The organism is Lujinxingia litoralis, from assembly GCF_003260125.1.
GTDB classification, from domain to species: domain Bacteria; phylum Myxococcota_A; class Bradymonadia; order Bradymonadales; family Bradymonadaceae; genus Lujinxingia; species Lujinxingia litoralis.
The window spans coordinates 415,747-440,038 of record NZ_QHKO01000004.1 but is presented as its reverse complement, the minus strand read 5'-3'; the positions used below and the strand labels follow the sequence as shown (position 1 = coordinate 440,038).

General features: G+C 63.7%; 23 protein-coding genes, 1 tRNA gene and 1 pseudogene. 12 read left to right on the top strand and 13 right to left on the bottom strand.

Translation table 11 applies throughout. The features are described 5' to 3' along the window. Positions 1-29 precede the first annotated feature (29 nt). The 4 genes from DL240_RS11380 to DL240_RS11365 all read right to left on the bottom strand — a co-directional run bounded on the left by DL240_RS11380 (position 30) and on the right by DL240_RS11365 (position 4,887). Entirely contained in the window at positions 30-1,751 is a 1,722-nt protein-coding gene (locus tag DL240_RS11380) for a sensor histidine kinase (protein ID WP_158542501.1), read from the bottom strand. A gap of 138 nt (positions 1,752-1,889) precedes the next feature. Continuing rightward, positions 1,890-2,558 carry a hypothetical protein gene (locus tag DL240_RS11375; protein ID WP_111730013.1) on the bottom strand — a complete coding sequence of 223 codons (669 nt, stop codon included), beginning with the start codon at positions 2,556-2,558 and terminating at the stop codon, positions 1,890-1,892. Continuing rightward, entirely contained in the window at positions 2,558-3,487 is a 930-nt protein-coding gene (locus DL240_RS11370) for a hypothetical protein (protein ID WP_111730012.1), read from the bottom strand. The genes DL240_RS11375 and DL240_RS11370 overlap by 1 nt, the downstream gene beginning before the upstream one ends. Before the next feature lie 35 nt (positions 3,488-3,522). After that, positions 3,523-4,887, bottom strand: a complete 1,365-nt coding sequence (locus DL240_RS11365) for a cystathionine beta-synthase (protein WP_111730011.1) — start codon at positions 4,885-4,887, stop codon at positions 3,523-3,525. A 155-nt stretch (positions 4,888-5,042) separates the two neighbouring features. Here DL240_RS11365 and DL240_RS11360 point away from each other — a divergent pair, with 155 nt between their 5' ends. Both DL240_RS11360 and DL240_RS11355 read left to right on the top strand, forming a co-directional pair. After that, on the top strand, positions 5,043-5,915 hold the full coding sequence (locus DL240_RS11360; RefSeq protein WP_199589797.1) for a symmetrical bis(5'-nucleosyl)-tetraphosphatase: 873 nt from the start codon (positions 5,043-5,045) through the stop codon (positions 5,913-5,915). A gap of 183 nt (positions 5,916-6,098) precedes the next feature. Further along, complete coding sequence (locus DL240_RS11355; RefSeq protein ID WP_111730010.1) at positions 6,099-8,486, top strand: PAS domain S-box protein; 2,388 nt, start codon at positions 6,099-6,101, stop codon at positions 8,484-8,486. Here DL240_RS11355 and mutH read toward each other — a convergent pair. Beyond that, the gene (mutH, locus tag DL240_RS11350) at positions 8,469-9,152 is read right to left on the bottom strand and encodes a DNA mismatch repair endonuclease MutH (RefSeq protein WP_199589796.1); all 684 of its coding nucleotides are present in this window, start codon (positions 9,150-9,152) and stop codon (positions 8,469-8,471) included. The genes DL240_RS11355 and mutH overlap by 18 nt on opposite strands. 63 nt (positions 9,153-9,215) lie before the next feature. Beyond that, positions 9,216-9,692: an SRPBCC family protein gene (locus tag DL240_RS11345; protein WP_111730008.1), complete on the bottom strand. Its 477-nt coding sequence runs from the start codon at positions 9,690-9,692 to the stop codon at positions 9,216-9,218. 193 nt (positions 9,693-9,885) lie between these two features. Here DL240_RS11345 and DL240_RS11340 point away from each other — a divergent pair, with 193 nt between their 5' ends. Next, positions 9,886-11,166, top strand: coding sequence for a GAF domain-containing sensor histidine kinase (locus tag DL240_RS11340; RefSeq protein ID WP_111730007.1), 1,281 nt, complete (start codon positions 9,886-9,888; stop codon positions 11,164-11,166). Between the two features lie 34 nt (positions 11,167-11,200). On the opposite strand, the gene DL240_RS11335 is transcribed toward DL240_RS11340, so the two are convergent. Beyond that, positions 11,201-11,680 (bottom strand): GNAT family N-acetyltransferase, encoded by a 480-nt coding sequence (locus DL240_RS11335; RefSeq protein WP_111730006.1) that lies wholly within the window; start codon positions 11,678-11,680, stop codon positions 11,201-11,203. Positions 11,681-11,702: 22 nt separating this feature from the next. Further along, complete coding sequence (locus tag DL240_RS11330) at positions 11,703-12,299, bottom strand: response regulator (RefSeq protein WP_111730005.1); 597 nt, start codon at positions 12,297-12,299, stop codon at positions 11,703-11,705. A 302-nt stretch (positions 12,300-12,601) separates the two neighbouring features. Here DL240_RS11330 and DL240_RS11325 point away from each other — a divergent pair, with 302 nt between their 5' ends. The 6 genes from DL240_RS11325 (at position 12,602) to DL240_RS11300 (ending at position 18,356) form a co-directional block, all read left to right on the top strand. Continuing rightward, positions 12,602-13,063, top strand: a complete 462-nt coding sequence (locus tag DL240_RS11325; RefSeq protein WP_111730004.1) for an EVE domain-containing protein — start codon at positions 12,602-12,604, stop codon at positions 13,061-13,063. After that, a complete protein-coding gene (locus DL240_RS11320) occupies positions 13,060-13,788 on the top strand; it encodes a uracil-DNA glycosylase family protein (RefSeq protein WP_111730003.1) in 729 nt (242 codons plus the stop codon). Before DL240_RS11325 ends, DL240_RS11320 begins: the two co-directional genes overlap by 4 nt. 16 nt (positions 13,789-13,804) lie before the next feature. Continuing rightward, positions 13,805-15,280 carry an MYXO-CTERM sorting domain-containing protein gene (locus DL240_RS11315; RefSeq protein ID WP_111730002.1) on the top strand — a complete coding sequence of 492 codons (1,476 nt, stop codon included), beginning with the start codon at positions 13,805-13,807 and terminating at the stop codon, positions 15,278-15,280. Positions 15,281-15,370: 90 nt separating this feature from the next. Further along, complete coding sequence (locus tag DL240_RS11310; protein ID WP_111730001.1) at positions 15,371-15,664, top strand: 4Fe-4S dicluster domain-containing protein; 294 nt, start codon at positions 15,371-15,373, stop codon at positions 15,662-15,664. A 162-nt stretch (positions 15,665-15,826) separates the two neighbouring features. Next, positions 15,827-16,360, top strand: coding sequence for a DUF2505 family protein (locus tag DL240_RS11305; RefSeq protein WP_111730000.1), 534 nt, complete (start codon positions 15,827-15,829; stop codon positions 16,358-16,360). Between the two features lie 157 nt (positions 16,361-16,517). Next, the gene (locus DL240_RS11300) at positions 16,518-18,356 is read left to right on the top strand and encodes a hypothetical protein (RefSeq protein ID WP_111729999.1); all 1,839 of its coding nucleotides are present in this window, start codon (positions 16,518-16,520) and stop codon (positions 18,354-18,356) included. Here DL240_RS11300 and DL240_RS11295 read toward each other — a convergent pair. Both DL240_RS11295 and DL240_RS11290 read right to left on the bottom strand, forming a co-directional pair. Then, positions 18,286-19,455, bottom strand: coding sequence for a reverse transcriptase family protein (locus tag DL240_RS11295; protein WP_111729998.1), 1,170 nt, complete (start codon positions 19,453-19,455; stop codon positions 18,286-18,288). The two genes, DL240_RS11300 and DL240_RS11295, sit on opposite strands and share 71 nt — an antisense overlap. 256 nt (positions 19,456-19,711) lie before the next feature. Next, positions 19,712-20,638 (bottom strand): NAD-dependent epimerase/dehydratase family protein, encoded by a 927-nt coding sequence (locus tag DL240_RS11290; RefSeq protein ID WP_111729997.1) that lies wholly within the window; start codon positions 20,636-20,638, stop codon positions 19,712-19,714. An 82-nt stretch (positions 20,639-20,720) separates the two neighbouring features. Between DL240_RS11290 and DL240_RS11285 the strand changes: the two genes are divergently transcribed. Further along, positions 20,721-20,792 (top strand) — tRNA-Val (locus DL240_RS11285). Positions 20,793-20,869: 77 nt separating this feature from the next. Here DL240_RS11285 and DL240_RS11280 read toward each other — a convergent pair. Then, positions 20,870-21,094, bottom strand: a pseudogene (locus DL240_RS11280) (tyrosine-type recombinase/integrase); the annotation flags it as partial. Between the two features lie 393 nt (positions 21,095-21,487). On the opposite strand from DL240_RS11280, the gene DL240_RS11275 reads away from it, so the two are divergent. Continuing rightward, complete coding sequence (locus tag DL240_RS11275; protein ID WP_111729995.1) at positions 21,488-21,685, top strand: hypothetical protein; 198 nt, start codon at positions 21,488-21,490, stop codon at positions 21,683-21,685. Positions 21,686-21,710: 25 nt separating this feature from the next. Further along, positions 21,711-22,376: a hypothetical protein gene (locus tag DL240_RS19630; RefSeq protein ID WP_146618253.1), complete on the top strand. Its 666-nt coding sequence runs from the start codon at positions 21,711-21,713 to the stop codon at positions 22,374-22,376. A gap of 432 nt (positions 22,377-22,808) precedes the next feature. Here the strand turns inward: DL240_RS19630 and DL240_RS11270 are convergent, their stop codons facing one another. Next, positions 22,809-23,156 carry a hypothetical protein gene (locus DL240_RS11270; RefSeq protein WP_111729994.1) on the bottom strand — a complete coding sequence of 116 codons (348 nt, stop codon included), beginning with the start codon at positions 23,154-23,156 and terminating at the stop codon, positions 22,809-22,811. Between the two features lie 529 nt (positions 23,157-23,685). After that, positions 23,686-24,027: a cupin domain-containing protein gene (locus DL240_RS11260; protein ID WP_111729992.1), complete on the bottom strand. Its 342-nt coding sequence runs from the start codon at positions 24,025-24,027 to the stop codon at positions 23,686-23,688. Positions 24,028-24,292 lie beyond the last annotated feature (265 nt).

Below are 24,292 nucleotides of genomic sequence, written 5' to 3'. Positions count from 1 at the left end.
ATCGCCGCGCCAAACGCTGATGGCCGTGATTATGCGGGGAGGTTGTGGGTGGCGAGGTTCGGGGAGGGGGTGAGGTCGAGGGCCAGTCGGACGCTGACCTGCGTGCCTTCACCGGGGGCGGAGGTCATGACGATGTCTCCGCCGAGGAGTTCACAGAAGTGTCGGGTGATGGTGAGTCCCAGGCCGGTGCCGCCGAATTTTCGGGTGGTGGAGGTGTCGGCCTGGGTGAAGGGGTCAAAGACCCGGTGGAGCTGTTCGGCGTCCATGCCGATGCCGGTGTCTTTGACCTCGAAGCGAATGTGGCGGTTGTCGTCGCAGCGGGTGGCGCGCAGGTAGATGTGGCCTTCGTGGGTGAATTTTGAGGCGTTGCTCAGCAAGTTGAAGAGGATCTGTCGCACCCGTGTGGGGTCGGAATGCATGGTGCCGAGGTCGTCGGGGAAGTCAGCGTGCAGGGTGTTGAGGTTTTTTGCGGCCAGGGGGCGCGCGGTATCGCAGATCTCGGTGAGGAGGGCGGCGGTGTTGAAGGTCTCGGGGTGAGTGGTCATTTTGCCGGCCTCGATTTTGGAGAGGTCGAGGATGTCGCTGATGAGCATGAGCAGGTGTTTGCCGGCGGTACGTATGCGGCGCAGGTCAGGGATGAAGGCCTCGACGCGCTCGCGGTCGGAGAGGGCGTCTTCGGAACCCATGAGCTGGATCTCTTCCATGATCATTTCGGAGTAACCGATGACGGCATTAAGCGGGGTGCGAAGTTCGTGGCTCATGTTTGCCAGGAAGGTGCTCTTGGCGAGGTTGGCGTCGATGGCCAGGTCTCGGGCGTCGCGCAGGGCCTGGTCGGCTTCTTTGCGTTCGGTGATGTCGCGCAGGATCAGGACCACACCCTGTCGACCGGTGCTCTGAAGGGAGCCGTAGGCGATTTCGGCCGGGAAGACGCGGTTGTGGGCGTCGAGCGCGCTGTGTTCTTCGTTGTTTCCGAGGGGGGCGTTGCGCACATGAGTGGCGTCGAGTGAGACGATGAGTTCGTCGATGGAGCGGTGTTTGAGCTCTTCGCGAGTGTGGCCGAAGAGGCGCCCGGCAGCGTCGTTTGCGTTGAGGACGCGCCCGTCCAGATCCAGGGTCAGGATGCCGTCGGGGGCGGTTTGAAGTACGGCGCGGGCTTCGGCGGCGGTTTCTTCGACGGTGGCAACCAGCCAGCGTTGGATGTGGTCTTTGAGGAGCATGACCGCGAAGACGGTGCAGCTCAACCCGATGACGCCTACGGCGCGGTGGGCGATCTGGAGGGAGGGGTTAAAGGTGCTGGCAAAGGGCAGGGTGATGTCGAGGAGCTGGGTAAGGATCAGGGTGGACCAGGTGGCCAGGGCCACGCCCATCCAGACCAGTGCGCTTCGCGCGTTTAGGAAGAGCATCGCGAAGAGGGGCATCAGTAAGATCCAGGTCACCGGGGGCGCTTCCAGGCCGCCGAAGAGCATGCTGAGCCAGACGAAGAGCGCGTAGAGGGTGAGGATCAGGAAGTTGCCAGCCAGGTGGAGGCTGCCGGTCCACTTGAGGAGGAAGGGCGTGAGCAGGGAGGTGATTGTCGCGGCGACGACGGCCCACATGGCGGGGGGGGAGCCGCCAAAGTAGTAGAGAGTGGAGGCGATGGGCCCCCATCCCAGCAGGGCAAAGACCGCGAGGATGGCCACGCGGGCCTGGCGGCGCTGGAAGCCCTCTCGGGAGAGCTGCTGCGGAATAAAGTAGTCGACCAGGGTAGACATCATTCCCCCCGAAGCGTCGGGAAAGTACGCGAATCCCCGGGTCAGGGGGAGGCGTCAGAAGCGTATGCTCGATAGGATTAGGAGCCACGCTTATACCCCGCTCGGGCGAGTATTTCCAGAGAGCTCTGGGGGGGAAAGTTAAGATGATGTCTTGTAATTGAAGACGCGGGCCTCTCCGGAGTCGAGGAGACGCAGGGTGACGACGCCGATGTCGGAGGGTTTGCCCAGGAAGAGGTCGAGAAGGCAGTCCTGGATGATGCGTTCCCAGGTGCGGGGTTCGATTCCGGTGACCAGGGGAGTGATCCCGATCCAGCGCTTCTCGTCGAGCTCTTCGATGAAGAAGGTTGCGACGAGTTGCGGGTCCTGGTCGTCGGGGGAGTAGTGAGCCTCGAAGATGGTGTCCGGGCCCTGGAAGCGGCGGTGAATTTTGACCCAGAGGGGGAGGATGCGGATGTCTCGGCTGGCGGCGTCGCTGAGAGGGAGGGGGGCGTCAAGGTCAACCAGGGCCCGGAGAAGGCGTTGCTCTTTCTTTTTACCCTCGAGGTCCCATCGCCAGTAGCCCTGTTGTTTGACGCGGAAGGTGTCAGTGTTGCGGCCGCGCAGGATCAGGAAGTTGCCGTCGTAGGTGTAGTCGCCGTTTTCGACGGGGCGACGGGAGTCGTTTTTGATCTGGTAGCGTGTGAAGGAGCCATCGATGCGAAAGACCAGCTGCATGCGGGTGCGCTCATGCGGGCGGGTCAGGTCATAGTCTTCGGGGACATAGAACCAGGCGCCGCGGATGGCTTCGGGCAAGAATCGAGACGACATTATTCCTCCGTAAGTTCAGCGATGCGCACAGGGATGGGGGTGGCCAGGCGTCCGGCGACCTGAGCGGCCCAGGCCTGTCGGGATTGATGGGAGCGCAGGTGGTCGGGGCAGGGGATCTCAAGGACTTGAGAGGGGACGCGGTGAATCAGGCTGACGATTTCGCCGTCGAGGACCAGTGCCAGGGTGGCGCCGGGGGCGTTGGAAGCGGCGGTGGCTTTGCTGGCGGCGTCGGGCTGGAGTTCGACCTGGACGAAGGGGATGCCGGAGGGGCTGGCGCGGAGCTCGACCGAGGAGATGGAGGATTCGGTGGCGAGGGGAGCGCCCAGGTCATAGGTTCGCCAGCCCTGGCGATCGGGGAAGACCTGGACGAGGATGTCGGCCAGGGCCAGTCGGCGAGTGAAGCGATGGAGGGTGGCGAAATCAGCGCTCCAGAGGTGGACTTGATCGGGACCGAGAGCGCCGGGGTTCTGGCGAAGTTCGATCCCGTCGGGCAAGGCCATGGGGAGCGAGCTCCAGTGGGGGCTGGCGGGGAGGACCGGACGCAGTTCCATGTGCCCGGGTGCCAGGAGGGCGCCGCGGACCACATCCGGGGAGCTCACGCCGTGGGCGGTGACCTGGATGTGGTTGGTGCTGGTGACGTGCACGCGGGGATCTTTGACGCCGATGGTCTGCAGGCGAGTGAGGATGCGCTCGGCGGCCTCCTGGGCCAGGAGGCGCCGGGCGCGTTGTTGCTTGTCGCGATCGGTTTCGGCTTCGATTTGAGGGGACTCCACCACCAGGGTGAGCTGGACGCGGCGCTGGGGGCGTCGCTCCCGGGATTGGGCCTGGGCCGGCGATGGGAGCGCGGCGCTGCTTAGCGCCGAGGTGGCGAGCAGGGCGGCCAGCGCGATGAAGGTGTGCCGGGTCCAGAACGAGGTGCGAGCAGCCATGGTGGAGTCCCCTGAAGGAAAAGTCGTCGGTCGTCTCAGATCTGACGGCTAACGTAGTCGATAAAATCAATTTTGGTGATGATACCGACCAGCTTCTTGCCGTCGAGGACCAAGACAACCTTATTCTGGCGGAAAAACTGCCCGATAAGGCTGACACGGTTGGTGGGTTCGACGACGGCGAAGTCGGTTTTGACCAGGGCGTCGATGGGGTCATCGCCCTTTCCGCCGTCGCTCAAGAGGTGATTAAGGACGTCGGATTCACTGACGATGCCGGCGATGCGCTCGCCGTCGACGACGGGGAGCTGGCTGATGCCGTGGGTTTTCATCAGGCCGACGACTTCGGCCACCGACGCGCCTTTTTCGGTGGTGTAGACGGTTTGCTCGGAGCCGCCGAGCATGTCGGCGACGGTGCCCACGCCGGTGTCATCGTCGAGGAAGCCGTTTTCGCGCATCCACTCATCGTCAAAGATTTTGGTGAGGTAGCGCCCGGCGGTGTCGCACATGATGGTGACGATGTTGGCGTGGCGATCCATGCGCTCGGCGTATTTAACGGCGCCGGCCAGGCAGCCTCCGGAGGAGCCGCCGGCGAAGACGCCTTCTTCGCGGACGAGTCGTCGGGTGGTGATGAAGCATTCTTTGTCGGTGACGCGGACGACGTCGTCGAGCCAGTCGAAGTCCATGGTGGAGGGGATGATATCTTCGCCAAAGCCCTCGACGAGGTAGGAGTGGGCCTCGGTCATTTTGCCGGTTTTGAAGTAGTCGTAGTAGATGGAGCCGATGGGGTCGACGCCGACGACTTTGATGTCGGGGTTTTGTTCTTTGAGGTATTTGGCGGTGCCGCTGATGGTGCCGCCGGTGCCCATGGTGGCGACGAAGACGTCGATGTTACCTTCGGTTTGCTCCCAGATTTCGGGTCCGGTTTTGAGGTAATGGGCTCTGGGGTTGGAGGGGTTGTGGTACTGGTTGGCGTGGAAGGCGCCGGGGGTCTCCTGTGCCAGCCGGATGGCGACGGAGTAGTAGGAGCGGGGGTCGTCGGGCTCGACGGCGGTGGGGCAGACGACGACGCGGGCGCCGAAGGCACGCAGGGTTTTGATTTTTTCTTCGCTCATCTTGTCGGGCATGACGAAGATGCATTTGTAGCCCTTGATGGCGGCGGCCATGGCCAGGCCCATGCCGGTGTTTCCGCTGGTGGCCTCGACGATGGTGCCACCGGGGCGGAGTTCACCGGCGGCTTCGGCATCTTCGATGATTTGAAGGGCGGGACGATCCTTCACGCTGGAGCCCGGGTTGAGGTACTCCAGCTTCAGGAAGATGTCTGGCTTGACATGTCTGGCGATGGTGTGGCTCTTGACCAGCGGCGTGTTACCGATGACTTCCAGGATGTGGTTTGCGGCTTTCATAGCGTTCTCCCGTCGAGGTGGCGGTGCAAAAATTGTGCGTGAAAGACGCATCAAGTGGTAGCACCACCGCGGCGGGGCGGACAAGGGAAGTTGGGTGAGGCGGTCGGGATCGAGGCGGTGAAAGCGCCGCGAGGTGTGGGCCCGGAAGGGCGGCGATGGTGAGCGATTCTCCCGACGAAGCGCGGAGCGAAGAGATGTCGACGATTGTGGTGGGAGACGTGCATGGCTGCCTGGAAGAGTTGGAGGCGGTGCTGCAGCGCGCGGATTTTTGTCGGTGGCGAGATCGTGTGGTGTTTGTGGGCGATCTGGTAAACGGGGGGCCGGATTCTCTGGGGGTGATTCGATTTGTGAAGGGGCTGGGGGAGTCGGCCGAGGTGGTGCTGGGGAACCACGACCTGCATATGCTGGCGGTGTACTACGCGGGGCGGGAGCGGCGAGGCAAAGATACGTTTGGGGATGTGCTGGAAGCGGAGGATGTGGGGGAGTTGATGGCGTGGATGCGGCAGCGACCGCTGGTGGTGCGAGAGGGCACGAATCTGGTGGTGCATGCCGGGTTATGGCCGGGGTGGAGCGCAGCGCAGGCCGAGGGGGTGGCCCGGGAGGTGGAGCTGGCGTTGCGGGGGCCGGATTACCGGGAGCTCTTTGAGGCGATGTATGGCAATGAGCCGCGGCGATGGCGCGATGAGCTTGAAGGGTGGGAGCGGCTGCGAGTGGCGATCAACATCATGACGCGGATGCGGGTTCTGGAGGCCGATGGGCGCCTGGAGTTCGACTATAAGTCGACTTATGAGGCGATCGGTGAGGGGCAGCACGCCTGGTTTGATGTGGAGCCGGCGCGGTGGGCGATCGATGGGCCGGAGCCCGGTGGCGTGCGGGTGATCTGCGGCCACTGGTCGGCGCTGGGGTATATGAAGACGCCGCGCGTGCTGGCGCTGGACACCGGGTGTGTGTGGGGTCGTGCGCTGAGCGCGGTGCGCCTGGACGACGGGCACCTTTTTCAGGTGGAGCGCGGCGGGCCGGTTGGCTGAGCGCGTGTGGTGAGATGCTCTTGGGGGAGGAGAGTTCGAAGGCGGCCCGGGAGGCATGGGCTGCGAAGGCGCTGATGTAAGTGGTACCCTGGCAGAGAGAGGCAAACCCATGCGGGCAGTGTTGTGGCGCGTGGTGTGCGTACGCGTTGATGAGAGCGTGACTTCCGGTGATGAGCGGATCTGATGAGTCCAAGGCCTGAGCGATACTGGCAGCGTCGGCCCCTGAGTTCGCGGGGGTTTGCCCTGATGACGCAGCCGAGCTTTTTTCTGAACGTCGCCGAGTTGCTGTTGCAATTTCGGGTGCGGCGTTCCGAGGTGGGCGACGGGGAGGAGCATTGGTTACGTCATCGGGTCTTCGAGGCGCTGGAGGAGCTGCTGGCGGTGATCGTGGGGGGTGGGGCGCCGGATGTGGTTTTGGTGCGCGCCGATGATCCGGAGCTGGCCACCGAAGCGGTGCGGGCGTTGCGTGCGGCGCTGAAGGGGCAGCCTACCCGGATCTGGGTGTACGGTGCCCGAGAGCAGGTGCTGGAGGAGGCGTTCTGGCGACCGGTGTATGAGGCCGGAGCCGATGATGTGTTCTCGTGGCGTCCGGAGCTGGCGAGTGAGCGGCTGAAGTTGCGCCTGCACGCGCTGGCCCGTCGGTTGGATCGGCGGTCGGATGTGGATCACGCCATGGAGCTGGTTCGTAAGACGATCGACGTGTTGCCGCATGCGGTGTTTATTCGGGATGCCAGTGGACGGATGGTGTTCTGCAATGATTTTGTCAGCACCTTTGTGGGCCTGAGTGAGCAGGAGTTATTGGGGACGGGCGTGAGCGAGGTGGTGATCGGGCCGGAGGACTTTCGTCACCAGGAGCAGGGGTTTCTGGCGGTGCTGCAAAGTGGCGTGCCCCTGGCCCGGGAGGAAGAGTGGATCCGAGCGGACGGGGAATCGCGCTGGTTTCAGGTGACCCGGGTGCGCATCGAAGGGAGCGATGGGCGCCTTTATGTGGTGGGGCTGGCCAGTGACATCACCCGGGTGCGCACGCTGGCCGAGCAGATCCATGAGCGCGATCAGGTGCTGGCCCAGATCAACGAGCATATGCCAGCGATCGTGTTTCAGCTGGAGCGCCGGGCGGATCGCTCGTTTGAAGTGCCCTATCTAAGGGTGGGGCAGTTGCCGGGGTTTGAGAAGCTGCGCGAGCTCAGTGAGACACCGGAGCGGGCCCTGTTGCGGGTGGTGTCCGAAGACCTGGCCAGGTTGGAGGCGGAGGATAACGACCGCCCGGGGGATCTGTGGCGAGGGAAGTTCCGGATGATCGATGACGAGGGATGCGTGCGGTGGATGTCGGGGCATGCCAGCGCGAAGCAGGGGCCTGAGGGGCTGCGCTGGTACGGGGTGCTCAGCGATATCACGGAGCGGGAGCTGATGGAGGAGCGGCTGGCGATGGCCGATCGTCTGGCGTCGCTGGGGACGCTCTCCAGTGGTCTGGCCCACGAGATCAATAATCCGCTGACGGTGGTGACGAGCAACCTGGACGTTTTGTTGCGTGGAGCGGGTCAGGAGGTCAGTCCGGAGTTGCAGAAGGAGATGCTTGCGTCGGCTCGGGAGGGCGCGACGCGGATTGGGGCGGTGGTGGATCGCCTGCGTGGGGTGAACTGGTCGGGAGGGAGCGAGGCCCCGGCGAATGATCTTCGGGCGATCGTGGACACGGCGGTGCGCTTGGTGCGTCAGGAGCGTTCGTTCAAGGCGGATGTTCGGGTCGCGGCGGGGGCGCGGTTGTGGGTGGATGGCGCTGCGGGAAGTCTGGTGCAGGCTCTGGTGAACGTATTGACCAACAGCGCCGAGGCGGTGGAGGGGCTCAGTGAAGAGCGTCAGGTGGTGGAGATCGTGTTGGCCGAGGAGGCAGGTGGGCGTGCGGTGGTGACGGTGCGCGACCGGGGAACCGGGATGGGGGAGGGGGTGCGAAAGCGGGCACGCGAGCCCTTTTTCACCACGCGTGAAGTCGGGGAGGGGAGCGGTCTGGGGCTCTATTCAAGCCACGCTATTGCGGAAGCGCTGGGGGGCGAGCTCACGCTGTTAAGTCAGGAGGGGGTTGGTACTACAGTGCGCATCGTGCTTCCGGCGGAGGGGCGGCAGGAAGAGGGGGGAGAGGCGGTGTCGCCGGAGCGTCGTCGGTCGGTGCTGGTGATTGATGATGAGCTGGCGATTGTGGAGGTGATCGCGCGGTTGCTCAAACAGGAGTTTGACGTCTTTTTGGCGACGAGCGCGCAGGAGGCCCTGGAGCGTCTGGACGAAGGAGAGCGATTTGACGCGATCATCAGCGATTTGATGATGCCGCAGATGAGCGGGATGGCGCTTCTGGAGGTGATGCAGGAGCGTTATCCGGAGCAGGCGTTGCGGATGGGCTTTATCAGCGGGGGGCTCTATACCGAGGAGGCGCAGGGCTTTGTGGAGGAGCGCCCCGAGCGTCTGCTGATCAAGCCTTTTGACGCGCGGCAGTTGCGGGCGTTGGTCGAAGGGGTGGCGCGTCAGGGGGAGGGGGGCAGCGAGATGGGAGGGACGCGGAGGGGGTCAGCTGGCGGTGCTTAAGGCAAAGCTGCGCGCGATGATCTCGGCGGTGAATGAGGGGCGAAGGTAGTAGGCCCGGGGTTGGATGAGCTCAAGCTCTCCGCTGGGGCCCTGTCCCCAGACGCGGCTGGATGCCCGGGCGCCTTTGGGGCGGATTTGCAAGACGTCGCCGTCTTCGGCGGTGATGGCGTGTGCGTAGCCCTGGCGGATGGTGCGCATGTGCCTCTCCCAGTCGTTGCGCAGCCGGGCCTCTTCGTCGGGGGAAGGGGTCCAGAGCAGGGGTTGGCCGATGAGGCGCTCGCCGGGAGGCGTGCGGCGATGGGTGAGGATGGGGATAAAGAGCACCCTGGCGAGTTTCTGGCGAGCGTGGCTGGTTTCCCAGCTGATGGCGTCGGGGTCGGCGAGCTCGACACAGGTGACAAAGGTGCTTTCCAGGGGGCGCCCCTCCGGGGTGAGCGGGAGGGTTTTGAGTTCGATGCCCAGGGCGGCGAAGTCGGGTGCCTGGGCGGTGGAGGCGTCGGCGCCCAGCGCCTGCTCCAGCATGCGTCCCACCCATCCCTTATCTCGGCGCAGCGTCGCCGGTGGTTGTTCGCCGAGGCCGCTGGCGAGTTCTCCAAGGGTGAGTCCGGCGATGGCGCGGGCGCGTTTAAGCAGGTCGCTTAAGGTCTGTGGGGTGGAGGTATTCACATCGGGCAGACTAGCGAGGAGCGCAACGTGCGGGCAAGAGGGATTGATAGCCGGGCGTGCGGTTTAGACGCGTGTGGCCTGGGGTTGATGATCGAGGAGCTCCTCCTGGAGTCGGAGGCGGTGTTCCAGGCGAGCGAAGAAGGCGTTGAGAAAGTAGAGCCGCACAAAGAGGAGGGCGCCCGGGGCCAGTGGGTGCAGTCGGGGACGGTAAGAGCCCACCCAGCGCAGCTGGCTGCCCTTGAGGCTCTCGAGCACGCTGAGGGTGGCGCCCCCTTTGAGCGGGTGGGAGGCCTGGGAGCAGTAGGAGAGGCTCTGCCCGTCGACGACTTCGGTGATCATGTAGTTTTGGTGGGTGTGCAGGGGGCCGAACCTGTAGGTGGCCGAGAGGGTGGCGCCCGGGCGCAGCGTGATGGGGGAGACCTCATCGAGTTCGATGGGCCAGATGCGGCTGTTGGCCGGATCTTCAAAGGCTTCGACCACAAGCTCCCAGAGAAGCTCGGGGTCAAGTCGGGTGTCGATGGTGCGGTCGAAGGACAACATGAACGCTCCGGCGAGAGAGGGGGCGAAAGTAGGGCATCCGACGCAGGGGAATCGGTGCAGGTTTGCGGGGCCGAAACTAGGCACCGCCGGCCGGCAGTCCTGCAATTCTTGCGTGGGAGGGCGTGGTTGACAGGGCGCGCTGCCTTAAGCTTTAAGTTGAGGGGGATGTATCGCTGCGGTCACTGAGGACGATGTGGGACATAGAGAGGCAGACCAGTACGCAAGGAGCGGTGAGCGACTCAAGGCGCTGCATCGCTACGAGATTTTGGGGAGTGAGGAGGAGGCGGAGTTTGACCGCCTGGTGAGGTTGGCGGCGCATCTCATGCGTGCGCCGATGGCGTTGATCTCGCTGGTGGATCGGGACCGTCAGTGGTTCAAGGCGCGTGTGGGCCTGGAGGTGGAGGAGACCGGGCTGGATGCGTCTTTTTGTAAGTTTGCCATTCTGGAGCGCCGGGTGATGGTGGTGCCGGACGCCAGCTGTGACGAGCGCTTTTGCGGGTATGCAAGCGTGGTCGGAACTCCGAAGCTGCGTTTTTACGCCGGGGCTCCGCTGATCAGTGAGGGCGGGCATCGGCTGGGGACAATCTGTGTGCTGGATGTGCGTCCTCGGGCGGGGCTTGGCGAAGAAGAAGAGCATCTGCTGGGGGAGCTGGCCTGTGCGGTGGTCGATGCGCTGGAGTTGCGGCGGATGCGGAGGGAGAGGCCGGGTCGCGAGCGCGCGCGTCATGAGACTTCGCAGGAGATGGAGCGCCTGGGGCGTCTGGCGGCGATGGGGGCGATGGCTGCCGGGGTGGGGCATGAGATCAACAACTCGCTGGCGTATGTGCTGGCGAGCATGGCGTTCGCGCAGGGGCTCTTAGAGCGTTCGGTTCAGGACGAAACGCGCGCGCCGATCGAGTGGCAGGAGGAGCTGCGTGAAGTGAGGGGAGCGCTGGAAGATGCCAGCGAGGGCGCGTTACGTATGCGGGATATCGTGCGGGATCTGGGTGCGCTTTCGCGGGGGGAGGGGCAGAAGGAGGCGCTGGACGTGGTGTGGCTCGATGAGAGTCTGGAGCTGGCGCTTCGCATGGCGCGTATGTATGCGGAGGGCTGCGTCGAGCTAGAGGTTCGCGTGGCGAAGGGAATTCGTGTGCGCGCGACCCGGTCGGGACTGACCCAGGTGCTCCTAAATTTGCTGCTTAACGCGATCCACGCGGTGATGGCCCGGGAGTCGGGGCCCCGTCGTGTGCAGGTGCGTGGCGAGGCCGATGAGGGACGGGTGGCCCTGGAGGTGGAAGACACCGGTGTGGGGATGGGGCCGGAGGCGCTGTCGCGTGTGTTTGAGCTCTTTTTTACGACCAAGGGGCCGGAGAAGGGGACGGGGCTGGGGCTCCCGATTTCATTGCGCCTGGTGCAGAGCTTTGGCGGGACGCTCACGTTGAGCAGTGAGGCGGGGCTGGGGACGCGGGTGGAGATTACGCTGTTGAGCGTGTGATGGGGGGCGTCGCTGACGCGTCAGGGGAGAGGGGTCAGGCCAAGAGCGTCGGCAGAGTGCGGGACATTTTGACGTGGGGGCCGACGCCTTCGATGGTGAAGGGCGCGGAGATGACCTGGAAGCCGTGGCGTTGATAGAAGGCCTGCGCACTCTGGCGTGCGTTGCACCAGACGTGGTGGGTCTGGTGGCGAGCCAGTGCCAGGTGGGTCAGGGCCACCTGGAGGAGTCGGCCGCCGAAGCCGCGGCCCTGGAAATGGGGGGCCACGGCCATACCGCGCAGCTGCCAGGCTTCCTGAGGGGAGTCAGGCAGGGTGTTCAAATAGAACGAAGCCACGGCGATGACCTCCTCGCCGGACCAGGCGGCGAAGTGCCGGGTCTGGGGGAGGTCATCGCCGGGAAAGTGTGCGAGTGTCCCGGGAGGGAGGTGCGGGCGGAGCACCCGGGTGCGAAGAGGAAGCACGTCGGTCAGTTGTGCGGCCTCCAGGCGAATGGTGTCGTCGTCGCCGCGGCTCATCGGGTGCTCGGGTGTGGGGATGTCAGTAGTTGCCAAAAAACTCGGTGAGCGAGCAGTCCAGGGCTCGGGCCAGCTTAAAGAGGCTGGAGACAGAGGCGCTGGATTCGGCGCGCTCGATCTGCGAGAGGAGGCTCACCGAGAGTCCGGTGCGACGAGACATCTGTTTGAGGGTGAGGCTGCGATCTTTGCGGGCGGCCCGAATGTTCTGGCCGATGGTCACCAGGAGTTGCTCTTCGGGGTCGATGAGCAGGCCCTTGTCGCGGAGGATGTTCTCCAGGGTCTGGTTGAACTCGTCGACGTCGAAGGGCTTTTTGATGTAGTCGCTGACATTGTACTTCATGGAGGTTACCGCGGTGTCGACCGAGGGGTAACCGGTGAAGATAATGATGGCGATATCACTGTCGAACTTGCGAATTTCCTCCAGGACTTCCATGCCGTTGAGTTCGGGCATCATGATGTCGAGGACGACGACATGGAAGGGTTCTTCGCGTAGGAGTTCCAGCGCGCGTCCGGGGCTGGTCTCGGTTTCAACGTGGTAGCCACTCTGGCTGAGCAACAGGTGCATGTATTCGCAGATGTCTTTATCATCGTCGATGATAAGAATCTTGATGGTGCGCAAGACGCCCTCCTTTTTAGGAGCGGGCCCTCGGGAAGGCCGAGGCAAAAAAAAACGAGTTTAAAAAGGCAATAAGGGGACAGAGAGGTTCGGGATGTCGGAACCATCAGGCACCGATCCCGCACCGTTAGTCGGACCAGAGCGCCCGAAAGGGGGCGATGGAGAGACGGCGCCCGGAGTGTAGGCGCAGGGCCGAGAGCATGTCAATTCAGGGGGAAACAGGGAGGTGGAAGCGGCACTTAGGCCGTGTTATAGCGAGCGCCAGCGCGGTGTGAGTTCTCCGAGAGGGTTCTGTGGGAGCGATGATGCGGTACTGGCTGGTCAAGAGTGAGCCCGATGAGTTCTCGCTCGACAACTTAAAAGAGCTGAAAAAGACGTCGTGGGAGGGGGTTCGCAACTACCAGGCGCGCAACTTTATGCGCGACGAGATGGCGGTGGGGGACCGAGTGCTCTTTTACCATTCGCGGGAGAGGCCGCCCGGGGTGGTGGGAGTGGCTGAGGTGGCCAGCGGTCCCTACGCTGATCCGAGTCAGTTCGATGTGGGGAGTCCCTATTTTGATGCGAAGTCGCGGGCTGATGCTCCCCGGTGGGTGGCGGTGGATCTGGTCTACGTGCGCCATCTTCGCAATCGGGTGGGGCTGGACCGAATCAAAGCCACCGAGGCGCTGCAGGAGATGGTGTTGGTGAAGCGCCCCCGCTTATCGGTGATGCCGGTGAGTCGGGAGCATTTTGAGTTGATTTTGGAGATGTCCCGGGAGGTCGAATGAACCCCATCGCGATCAGTGAGCGTTTGGTCGAAGAGCTGCGCGGCGTGGAGTTTGAGCCGCCGATCAGTCATGCCTATCAGCCGCTGGAGTACGCCTGGGAGCCGCATAAGCTCTATCTGGAGCGCTACGGACAGCGTAGGCCGCGTCCGGTGATGTTGGTGGGGATGAACCCGGGGCCCTGGGGGATGGCCCAGGTGGGGGTGCCCTTTGGGGCAGTGGATTACGTGCGGGATTGGATGGGGGTGGAGGCGCCGGTGGGGCGTCCGGATGATCTTCATCCGAAGCGTCCGGTGGATGGCTTTGAGTGTACGCGCAGTGAGGTCAGCGGGAGCCGTCTGTGGGGCTGGGCGCAGGATCGTTTTGGCAGTGCGGAGCGCTTCTTCGAGACCTTTTTTGTGCATAACTACTGCCCCCTGCTGATCCTGGATGAAGACGGGAAAAACCGCACGCCGCCGCAGCTGCGAAAGGCGGAGAAGGCGCAGGTGTTGCCGCCCTGTGATCGGGCGCTGCGTGAGCTGGTGGCGTATTTTGAGCCGCAGTGGGTGATCGGGGTGGGCACCTTTGCCGAGAAGAGCATCAAGCGCGCGCTTAAGGGGAGCGAGTATCAGGGCTCGATTGGTCGAGTGCTCCATCCGAGTCCGGCGAGTCCGATGGCCAACCGTGGCTGGGCGGCGCAGGCCGAGGCGCAATTTCGAGAGATGGGCATCGATCTCAACCCGGGTTGAGGAGAGGAGCGTGAAGATGAAGACGTCGAGGAAGGTGGCGTTGGTGGCGGCGCTGGTGGCGAGTCAGGGATGTGGAGGGGCCGAGGACTCAAGCGTGGGGCGTGTGGAGCAGACTCTGGGGGAGTCGACTCCGGCGTATTATTTTGGTGGGGAGAGCTCTCAGAGCATGCCCTCGTATGAGGAGCGGGGACTGGCTCACGTCTGGAACCTGGCGCGTCGGGATCCGGGAGCCGCCGGGGTGCTGGGGCCGTTGGGGGAGCTTCCGGCGCTGGTGGACCCCTATTTTACGGAGATGGCGCGCTGGCAGGGGCGCCATACTCTGGAGAGCGATTGTGTGTGCCCGAGTGAGGAGGAGGAGCTGCCGCCGGCGAAGAGTTGTTGCGAGGTGGGGCTTGTCGACGGGGAGGTGGCGTGTTTTGGCGAGGTGGTCAGCTGTGAGGAGTCCTCGGGTACGAGCGAGGCCGAGGAGCGCTGGCGACTCTTTGGGCTGGCCAGCGGCGTACCTCATGACGAGGTGGGGCTGCGCAGCGAGAGCGCCGAGGCGGTGGGGGCCGCTGAGTTGGAGGCGCTGGCGCTGAGTGTGGTGCGTGCCGAGCTCGGGGTGATCGCCGGGGAGCATTCGATGATGGGTGCGGCGTTGGTGCGCCGTGGCCAGGAGAACTACGTGGGCTGGGTCGGAGGGGAGTCGGCGCGTGGGTTGCCGGCGATCGTCGACGGGATTCACATGGTGTTTGGGGGCGGTGGCAGCTCTCCCTTTGGGGCGGCCACGCCCCCGGGGCAGGCGACCTTCTCGATGCTCTACGTCGAGCCTAACGGCCCGCCGTCGTCCAGCGCGGTGGTGTTTGAAGAGGGATGCCAGGCGATGAGCCTGACCACGCCGGGGGCGTGGACGGGGCGCGATGCCGAGAACCCCTTTGTGGGCGGGCAGCTGCGCCTGGATGTGGCGCGGGAACCGGGTTGTCATCGCTATGTGTTTGCGGCCACGGATACCTATGGGGTGGGGCATACCTACCCGACCTACGGCTCGCTGGGCGCGGAGGTGGGCCCGGATGGGGCGGTGCTCGTCAATACGGAGGCCTGCCCGATCTGGAGCCCGGCGCGGCCTTCGCTGGCGTGTCTGGAGCCGGCGCTCGGCTGTCAGGAGGGCGATGAGCGCCCCTGTTACTCAGGGCGCGAGGCAACGTTGGAAGGGGCTGCCTGTGAGCGTGGGGTGGAGCGCTGTGAGCAGGGCTGGTGGTCAGGGCAGTGCGATGGGGAGTCGACGCCGGATGCCACCGAGCGCTGTTCGGATGATGGCAGCGGTGGCACGCCGCCGGACTCGGGCGGTGGCGCGGGCGACGAGGACGGGGAGCAAGAGGGCTGTGGATGCGCGAGTTCCGGGGCTCCGGGGAACTTCGGTGGGGTGCTTCTGGTGGTCGGTTGGATGGCTGTGTGGCGAGTGCGACACAGGCGTGCGACAACTTCGCCGGTGGAGGCGTTTAAAATCGGTTGACCTACGGTTGAGAGTGGTCATCATAGGGGCCGATGTAGGCGCAGAGGAGCGCCCGCTCACCATCCTCATGGCTGTAAGAAGGAGTTATTTATGGCGTTCATTATCGCCGAACCTTGCGTCGGCTACTGCGATACCTCGTGCGTGGAGGTCTGCCCGGTGGATTGCATCCACGGGCCGATGCCGGTTGAAGAGATTCAGGAATTGAAGGCGGCGGGCGAAGAAGCTCAGCTGGCCAAGATTCAGCTCTACATCGATCCAGATATCTGCATCGATTGCGGCGCCTGTGAGCCGGAGTGCCCGGTGGAGGCGATCTTTGAAGAAGATGAGCTCCCCTCGAAGTGGTCGGAGTTCACCGAGAAGAACGCCGAGTATTTCCAGGGCTGAGCACTCGCGCTTGTCCTAGAGAGGCCCGCCGCATCGCCCGTATACGGAGCTGAAGCGACGGGCTTTTTCTCAGGTGCGTGGATGCCGCCTTTGCCCCAGATAACCTCTTGATGAGAGTGGCGTACCGCTGCAGGCGGGAGCGGCGCTCCGGGAGCTTTGCCGATGTCGAAGATTCATATTGTTGATGAGGTCGCCCACGACCGGGCGAAGGTGTACGAGACCTTCAAAGACCAGATGGTGGAGCTGGTGCCCTACCTGCCGGATATTCAGACCATTGAGGTCAAGGATCGTCAGGAGATCGACGACAGCACGCTCAAGGTGGTTAACTTCTGGAAGGCCAACGCCGATGAAGTGCCGAAGTTGGCTCAGAAGTTCATTAAGCCGGAGATGCTGGAGTGGACCGATAACGCCACCTGGCACCTGGATGAATGGAAGGTGGAGTGGGTGATGGAGGTGGGCTTTTTGCCGGAAGCGGTGACCTGCAAGGGCATCACGACCTATGTGGATAAGGGCAATGGCCGCACCGAGGTGGTGATCGATGGGGAGTTGACCGTCGATGCCAGAAAGATCCCCGGGGTGCCGCGTCTGGGGGCGGGCGCCATCGGGAGCGCGGTGGAGAGCTTTGTGGTGAAGTTGATTACCCCCAACCTCACCCAGGCCAACCGCGGTCTTGAGCGTTACCTGGCCGACCAGTAAGCGCGACGCGCAGCATCACGAGAGGAGCGGGGCGGCCGATGAGGCCGCCCCGTTTCTTTTTTTGGGGGGCGGCGGGGCAGATCCGATGCGAGCGCAGGAGGCGCAGTCCATGGCGCGACAAGGAGCGGAGCAAAGGAAGAAAGACCCCGGGAGGAGGTTGAGCTCTCGACGGCTGGCCCGGGAGCTGGAGGCGGAGTTGGCCCGCGAGGACCTCGATGACATCGGGCTTTTGGCAACGATGGAGGCGCTGGCCGAGCGTCAGCCGGCCTTTGGGCTGCTGACCGGGCTGTGGGGGCCGGCGCTCTACCGACGTCACCGAGCGCTCTTTCGCGGATTTATTTTACGGCGCTTTCGCAGCGCGGGTTACGACCCGGGAAGGGGCGCCTGGCGAAGCGCTCCCTGGCATGGAGAGTACGAGGAGGAGCTGGAGCGCTGGCTTCAGCTGGCGGAGAGCCTGGAAGATGCCGAGATGTTTCGTCGGCTCTACCGCTGGCGTCTGAGTGATGGCGAGCCCATCGGGCCCCGGGCGGTGGGGCGCTGGCGTGGCGAGCTCTGCGCGCACTTTGTGGATGCCCGTGGGCGGGGGGCGCGGCTGCGCGTGCTTGAGCGCTACGATCAGCCCTTTGAACTCAATGAGGCCAGCGCGCGTTGCCTCTATGAGGCCGACGCCGAAGCGGCCCGTGATTACATCGCCGCCCGGCTCGCCAGGGTGCCGGTGCATCGGCGTCGCCTCTGGATTCAGATGCGGCGCGAGGCCCGGCGACGCGGAGACTGGCCCTTTGCCCGGGAACTCTACCGCTTGCAGGTCTCTCCGGCGCAGTGGCGCCGGGATGTGGAGGCGATGGCCCACCATGTGGGCGATCCCTCGGAGCTGGTGGGCTGGCTGGAGGAGCATCATCCGCAGGGGATGTTTGAGGAGAAGGGGGAGGTCTTTTTGATGCTGGTGCGAACCCGTCAGGTCGATGTGATGCCCTACGTGCGTCGCCACCTGGGAGAGGTCTTTCGTGGGGTGGGGAGTGCGGCGGTGATGCGGGCGTTTCTCGATGAGATGGCCCGTCGGAATTGGTGGGGAGTGTGGGCACAGGTGCTGAGGCAGTGGAGTTCCCAGCCCGCCTACGAACGCGAAGTGGTTGGGCTACTCCACGATCACGAACTCGCCGACCGCTCGCGTCGCCGCCGTCTGCAGCTGCTGGGGCGAGTGGGGGATGAGGCGGAGGTTCACCCCTTGAGTGATGCGACGGCGGTGGCGCTCTACGATCGCTACCCCGGGTTGGTTCGCGGTGTGTTTGCCGAGCGGGTGATGCCTACAGCGGTGCAGGGGTACTCCCGGTTGCTGGCCCGGGCGATGGAGGCCAATGATCGGGAGCTCATCGATCGCATGGCGGCTCGCCAGCTCACCGAGACCCCGCGCTTTGGGGTGGTGGAGGTGGTGCGCACGATGGAGCGTCTGACGCAGTATTATCGCGGGGAGCTCGACGCGCCACGAGCGTTTGCAAAGCGGGCTGTGCGTATCTTGAGTGGGCTCGACGCGGAGGTGCGCTGGCGTCCGGGGCGCCTGCTGGAGAAGAACCCGCTGGCGCGCCTCTTTCTGGTGGAGGCGTTGCCGGCCTACCTGCTGGATGAGGCCTGGATTGGGGCCCTGCTGCGCGCGCCGGCGTGGTACGTGCGTCGGGCGGCCTGTGAGGCGCTCTGTTTGGGGGAAGAGCAGTTGGCCGGGCGTCGCGCGCGCCAGTGTGTGCGTCAGGCGATGCCGGGGCTGGGAGGGCGTCACCGGGCTGAGCGCCGCTGGGCGGCGCGGGCCGTTGCTCGCGGGGTGGCCGATGCGGAGAGCGCCCGCGATGCCATCTGGGTGGCTCAGGCGGTGCTGGAGACCGAAACCCTGGGGGGGCGCGTCGATGGGGAGCTGGTGCGTCTGATCGCGATTCTCAGCGAGCGCTGGCCCCGGGCGGCTCATCAGGCAGCCCACTGGACAGGGCCCGGGCCTGCGCGGGGTTGAGCATGTGGAGGAAGGCCAGGCGGCCCTCCAGTTCCAGGCGCCAGGCCGGGTGGGATTCGCCTCGGGCTTGGGCTCGGGCATAGCGATGGATGGCGGCGCGGAGCCGCCGCCGCTCCTGGCGGGAGCGCCCGAGCACCTGGTTGACGATCACGCCGGCGACCTGTTGGCGTTGGCCCTGGCGCTGCACCCGGGTTTTGTGGCTGGCGAGTTCGAAGCCTTCTTCGACGACGATTTGGTGGGTCAGGCGCAGCAGTGAGCCGAGCACCTGCGGATCGTCGCCTGAGAAACTCAGGTCGTCGGCGTAGCGGGTGTAGGTGAGGTTGAGGCTGCGGGCCAGCCCGTTGAGGCGGCGGTCCAGGCGGTAGGCGATGGCGTTGGCCAGCGCCGGACTGGTCGGCGCCCCCTGGGGCAGGGTGCGCGAGCCTACCGGGGCCCAGCGCACTTCGCCCTGGACCTGCACCGGCTGGCGAGGGGCCTCGGTGCATAAGAGCGCCAGGGTGGAGGCCACCTCCCAGCCATAGCCCATCGCCAGCAGGTAGCCGCGCACGCGGCCCAGGTGGAGGCTGCCGAAGAAGTCCTTGAGATCCAGGCTCAGCACAAAGGCCTTGCCCAGGTGGGGGCGGGCGTTGGTGGCGATGGAGCGCCCGGGGACAAAGGCGTGGGCGGCGTCATGCACCGGGAGCCGGTGGAGCGCCAGGGCCAGCAGGCGGCGTTGCAGGGCTTTGAGGCGGGGCAGGGGGGCGAGGATCGCGCGGGAGGCGCCGCTGCGTCGGGGGATGTTGAAGCTGATGTAGTGGCGGTGGGGATCGGCCAGGCGGTGGCAGGCAAAGTGGTAGAGTTCGGGCGTGCTCAGGTCAAGATCGGCAGCCAGGGCCTGGTCGTTGCGCCAGAGCGGGAGCCCGTGGCGCTTGAGGCGGGCGCTACGGGTGCGTCGGAGGCTCTGCGCTGGCGTGTGGGTGCGCAGCGAGGCGGTAAAGCGGCGGTTATGCGTAGCGGAGGGGGGAGACGAGGGCGGTGCGGAGTCGGGCGCCGGCGTGGGCGTGGAGTCGGGCTGGGTGTCGGTGTGAAGCCAGTCGCGAAGGCGTTGCCACAGGCTCATAAGGACTCCGGGGAACTCGGTCGAGGGAGGAGTCACCGGCCAGGGCGACCTGCGACGCTCTGGGCCCGCTTTTCCCACAGTGTGGGAAAACCGGCGAGGAGATCGGAGGATGGTGCCGCCGCGGCGAAACGCACGCGGCTGAAGCTGGCTCGCGACCGGTGACCGCTCCCAGAGAAAAAATGAACACCGAGGGGGGCTTCTCCAACTTCTGCCGACCTGTCGCGGCCCCCTCCTTACGAGAGTGGCTGCGTGCGAGTCAGGGGAGGTCCGGGGCCTGATTGAACGCCTCGAGAAGCGGGCGATAGCCGGCAAATACGTTGGGGTAGCGCAGTTTTACCCCGAGCTCTTCGGTGAGACGCGTGTTGTCGACGCGGGCGCTGTGAGTCCAGAAGCCCACGGCCAGGGGGGAGGCGGTGAGGGCGTAGTCTTCAAGGCTGATGCTCTCGGGCATGGGGAGACCGGTGGCCTCACAGACAAAGCTCACCAGCTCATGGACCGCAAAGGGCTCGCCGTCGCTCACGTTGTAGGCTCGCGAGTTATGGGTGTGACGGGTAGCGGCGGCCAGTGCGGCCTGGGCAAGATCTTCGACGTGGATGCGGTTGGTGATCTTTTTGCCCCCGTCGACCAGGGCGTAGCGCCCGCTCTTGAGGCGGGTGAGGATCGTGCGGCCGGGACCATAGATGCCGACGATGCGCAGCGTGCTGGTGGTGACCCCGGGCGCCTTTAGCAGGGCCTCTTCGATGTCCCGGCGCATCTTTCCCTGGTCGCGGTTGGGGTGCAGGTCGGCGGCTTCGTCGATCCAGGCCCCCTGGTAGTCGCCGTAGACCGAGGTGGAGGAGAGGTACACAAAGCGGGTGCAGCCTTGGTCTTTGGCGGCCTGGAGCAGGTTGAGCACCGGGGCGACATGTCGGGCGGGCTCGGGGGATGTAGCGGGCTGATGCTCTTTAAAGAGGGGGGGCACCGAGTAGATCAGCGCGGTGTCGGCGTCGATGTGAGGGAGAAGTGCGCTCGGATCGCCGAGAGCATCCCATTCCAACACCGTGGCGCCCAGGTCTTGCAAATCCCGCTGGCGCTGCGGATTCGAGGTGGTGGTGTGGAGTTCGAAGCCTAAGTGGTTGGCTTGTCTGGCGATTTCCAGTCCGGTGTAGCCGGCGCCGACGATCAGGAGTCTGGTGGGGGGCATGGGGCCTCGATTTTTTTTCAGAAAAAGAAGAAAAAGGGCTTGTCGGGTTTCAGGGGTCGTGTTACTCAGAATGCCCGACGCGGGGCGTATAACTCAGCGGGAGAGTGCTTCCCTCACACGGAAGAAGTCCCTGGTTCGAATCCAGGTACGCCCATAGCAACAATTCAGCGCTATAGCTAGCGATAAGAGGCCTCACTCCGGTGGGGCCTTTTTTCGTTTGGGGGGTAATGTTTACCCCGGCGTTTGCCCTAAATGCTCGATCATCCGGTTGAGGGCGCCCGACTTGTAGTCGAGTGAGATGTGCGAGTAGTGGATCGTCATCTCGTCGGTCGAGTGCCCGGTCATCGCCTGGAGCACGTGCTTTTCCACACCGGCTTCGAGCATCAGGGTGTTGAAGGTACGCCGCATATCGTGAGGCGTGATACGTGGGATGCCCGGCGTCTTGCAGGTCTGCGTGAGCTGTCGCGAGTTTTGAGGGGAATAATGAAAATTCTTACAAGTGCGTTAGGCTTCTGATCATCTGCCGGCCTAATGCAGGTGTTTGTCAGGGGAGCCAGTGCTTGGATGGAGCAAAGCGGAACTCTCCGCGTTAGCGTGCAGCGCAAACGCAGAAGGAGTTGGCGGAGACGTCTGGCGTTCACTTCTCTCGGTGTTGCGTTGGGAGCGTTATGGTGAGGGCCCCGAGCTTGCCTGGCCGAGCTCACCGAAGCCTTCGGCGTCGAAGTCGACGACCTGGTGGGCGAGCAGGCAGCGACGCCGGGGTCTGGTCGGGCGCCGCTCGAAGAGGAGCGCCGGACCAACCCACTGCTAGCGAGGTGAACGCGTGGCGTGATAAGTTGGGGCTCTCCGATGAACCCGTACCTGCACCTTATTCTGGCGATCCTGCCTTTGTTCAGGAAAGACGAAGGCAGCGCCCTGGTCAGGCGCCAGCAGCTGAACGACGACGCGAACCTGCCCGGTAAGCTGGTGGATGAGCGCGGCCCGGCGGTGTTGGAGAGCAAGTGGGTGGGGGCAGTAGGGTGGGTGTTTCGGTTGGTGATGCCTTAAAGTTAATATTTTTATGGAGAGTAATGTGGAAAAGAAGTCCGTGAAAAGGAATGTTCTGATTGGTCTTGCGGTTGCGTTTTCTTCGTGCATGGTGTGCGGCGTTGTGGGCCAGCTTGTTGCTCCACCCGCAGATGGTGAAGAGGGGCAGTCGACCCTGGCGAAGCAGGCTGACCAGAGCACTGGATCGAGCCAGGAAGAACGATGGGAGGAGTACCAACAGGAGTTGCTGAATCGTTTTCCCGGCCCCGATGAGCAAAGGTTGTTTATCCGTCAACATCAAATTAGGTTTAATGTTTGGAAGAAAGAGGATAATCAGCTTCGTAAGGCGGAAGTGGTTCAGAGTGCAGAGAAGTGGTCTGAGCAGTTTTGGTCTAAACGTAATAATAGGGTGGAGGGGTGGAAAGGTGTAGTTCAGCGTATATCTGGAGGTGCAGAAGATGCGTCAGTCATAATTGGTGCCGATGATGGCCGAAGAATTGGTGCTTATCAGATGGAGTTTCGGGCGGGGTTGTCGCTTTTGCGTTTGTCCGACGGAATTCCGGCAGATAGTCAAGCGTATCAAGCACTCAGGGATTTAGAGCGTGGGGATTGTGTTGTGTTTTCTGGGGAAATACAACCTAAGCTGAGGGGGCATTTGCGTTCTCCTGATTACACACTTCAGAGGTTGGATGAGATTCGGGCGTGTGATTGATCGAGATGCTGTTGATTTTTAGCGCGATCAGTCGGGGCTTATGAAAGTACATTTTACTGCAACTAATCCTGGAGATCCTGCCCTTGTTTGGGATGGGTGAAGGCATCGTCCTGGTGATTAGGCGGCATCTGGTCGACCGCGCACGTCCCCGGGGGGGGCTGGTCGATGCGCACTGGCCGGCGGTGTTGGAGAGCAGGTGGGGGGCGTTTGGGTTGGTGATGCCGGCGTGGGGAGGGCGCCCCTCATGATTGATCATATCTCCTTCATCATCTGCCTCGCGATCAAAAAAAACTCTTCCAACTCCAGCAGATAAGTCCAGCGCCTGTCAGCATGCCGGGACGTTGTTTTTGATGTACCCGCCGAGCGAGGCGACCGCGGCCACGATGCGTCCGGCGGTGGCTTTTCGCTTCATAATTTTGGGGCGTTTCATCCTCAGAATCGTAAGTTGTGTGGGTGTGATCCAGCCGCAGCCTTCGACGTCTTCGTGGTTGCGACCAGGTAGCGGATCACAAACAGATTCCAGGCGACCATCGCCTTTACGCTCAATGTGGCAAGCCGAGTATGGGCGCTTCGATGCTGCGAATTTAAGTAGGTTGAACCGGTCTTAAGTGACTTAAAATACTCCTTAATTTGCCAGCGGGCGCGGTCCAGGTCGACGATGTGACCGCAGTTCTCGTCGGTGTCGATCGCGCGGGCGGTGACGGGCAGCCAGCGTACCGGAGCTTTGCCTTTTGGCGTGCGGACCTCGCAGACTTCGACGACATTGACGTCGAAGCGCACGGGAGAATTGGCCGCGGGCAGGTGCTCGGGACAGCGAAGCTCGATTCGGGGGGCGCGGATCTTGAAACGCGCGCTCCGAAGACGACGCGCTCGGTGAGACGTGTGGGCCTTGTGTTTAGGGCGCGCCGAGAGCTCAACGGTGCGTGTGGACTTCGATTATTTAACTGAAGCGTACCCGCAAAACCCCTGCTGATTGGCTCGAAGATGTGAGAGATTTTCGCGCGCGAGTTCGTCGTGAAGTGCAAACAACAACTCGCTGGTATCGTGCGCAATCAGCACCGTGTGAGACTGCGCACTGCGCCGGGTGGTCTTGTCAAAAGGTGGCTCAAGCAGGTCGATCCGCCCGAATAAGCAGCCGCGCATCACACCAGACGCTCCCGACGACCACCGGCCACCTCGTGACCGGTAGGTCGTCGGGCTTTCGCAAAAAAATCGCCTCTCATGTCCGTCCGAGACATCGACGTCGCCCTTTCAGCATGAGGTTCGTCGGCACATCCCTCCTCCCCGTCACCCCCACCATCCTCAGCCCTTAAGCCGGCTTCATCTTGCCGTGCACCGCCAGCCACACACAGGGCGGTTCGCTGCTTGTCGCCACCACCCGATGGCGTCGATGCGCCTCAATGAATACCGCACTCCCCGCCACCAGTTGTGTCTGCGTGCCGTCCTCCCACTCCAGCGTGGCTTCGCCCTGCATAAGCAACACCCACTCATCGAGCTCCTGGTCGTACCACGCGCCCTCGGGTGTGCGGTGTCCGTGGGAGATGATCCGCTCCACGCGCAGCCCCTCTCCAAGGGCCAGCGTCTCAAAAAACTCGTCATTGCGCGGCAACGCATCCGGGATATCGAAAAACGCTTTGGGCTTGCGGGTCATGCGCTAACTCCAGTCATTGAGGTGAAAGGCCGGGGTCCTTCTCCACGGATCATGGTGGTTTACGCCGGCGCATTCAACGCCCATTTACCCCCCCACGTTTTTGCGTTGCATACCGTCCGAGACACGGACATCCTCAGGCATTCCTGAGCCTCGTCGCGCATTCATCCCCCTGCCATGAATACCCAGGGGGAAATGCCGACTGAGAGACGGACCAACCCAACCCAAGTCATGTTAGCGGGGAGCGCCGTTTTGAGTGGTGCGTGAT

Coding starts and splice junctions, on each gene's coding strand:
- DL240_RS11380 (WP_158542501.1), bottom strand. CDS start 1,751: ATGTCTACCCTGGTCGACTACTTTATTCCGCAGCAGCTCTCCCGAGAG.
- DL240_RS11295 (WP_111729998.1), bottom strand. CDS start 19,455: ATGAGCCTGTGGCAACGCCTTCGCGACTGGCTTCACACCGACACCCAG.
- DL240_RS11260 (WP_111729992.1), bottom strand. CDS start 24,027: ATGACCCGCAAGCCCAAAGCGTTTTTCGATATCCCGGATGCGTTGCCG.
- DL240_RS11290 (WP_111729997.1), bottom strand. CDS start 20,638: ATGCCCCCCACCAGACTCCTGATCGTCGGCGCCGGCTACACCGGACTG.
- DL240_RS11320 (WP_111730003.1), top strand. CDS start 13,060: ATGAACCCCATCGCGATCAGTGAGCGTTTGGTCGAAGAGCTGCGCGGC.
- DL240_RS11275 (WP_111729995.1), top strand. CDS start 21,488: ATGAACCCGTACCTGCACCTTATTCTGGCGATCCTGCCTTTGTTCAGG.
- DL240_RS11375 (WP_111730013.1), bottom strand. CDS start 2,558: ATGTCGTCTCGATTCTTGCCCGAAGCCATCCGCGGCGCCTGGTTCTAT.
- DL240_RS11370 (WP_111730012.1), bottom strand. CDS start 3,487: ATGGCTGCTCGCACCTCGTTCTGGACCCGGCACACCTTCATCGCGCTG.
- DL240_RS11345 (WP_111730008.1), bottom strand. CDS start 9,692: ATGTTGTCCTTCGACCGCACCATCGACACCCGACTTGACCCCGAGCTT.
- DL240_RS11315 (WP_111730002.1), top strand. CDS start 13,805: ATGAAGACGTCGAGGAAGGTGGCGTTGGTGGCGGCGCTGGTGGCGAGT.
- DL240_RS11355 (WP_111730010.1), top strand. CDS start 6,099: ATGAGTCCAAGGCCTGAGCGATACTGGCAGCGTCGGCCCCTGAGTTCG.
- DL240_RS11365 (WP_111730011.1), bottom strand. CDS start 4,887: ATGAAAGCCGCAAACCACATCCTGGAAGTCATCGGTAACACGCCGCTG.
- DL240_RS11335 (WP_111730006.1), bottom strand. CDS start 11,680: ATGAGCCGCGGCGACGACGACACCATTCGCCTGGAGGCCGCACAACTG.
- DL240_RS11360 (WP_199589797.1), top strand. CDS start 5,043: ATGGTGAGCGATTCTCCCGACGAAGCGCGGAGCGAAGAGATGTCGACG.
- DL240_RS11305 (WP_111730000.1), top strand. CDS start 15,827: ATGTCGAAGATTCATATTGTTGATGAGGTCGCCCACGACCGGGCGAAG.
- DL240_RS11325 (WP_111730004.1), top strand. CDS start 12,602: ATGCGGTACTGGCTGGTCAAGAGTGAGCCCGATGAGTTCTCGCTCGAC.
- DL240_RS11310 (WP_111730001.1), top strand. CDS start 15,371: ATGGCGTTCATTATCGCCGAACCTTGCGTCGGCTACTGCGATACCTCG.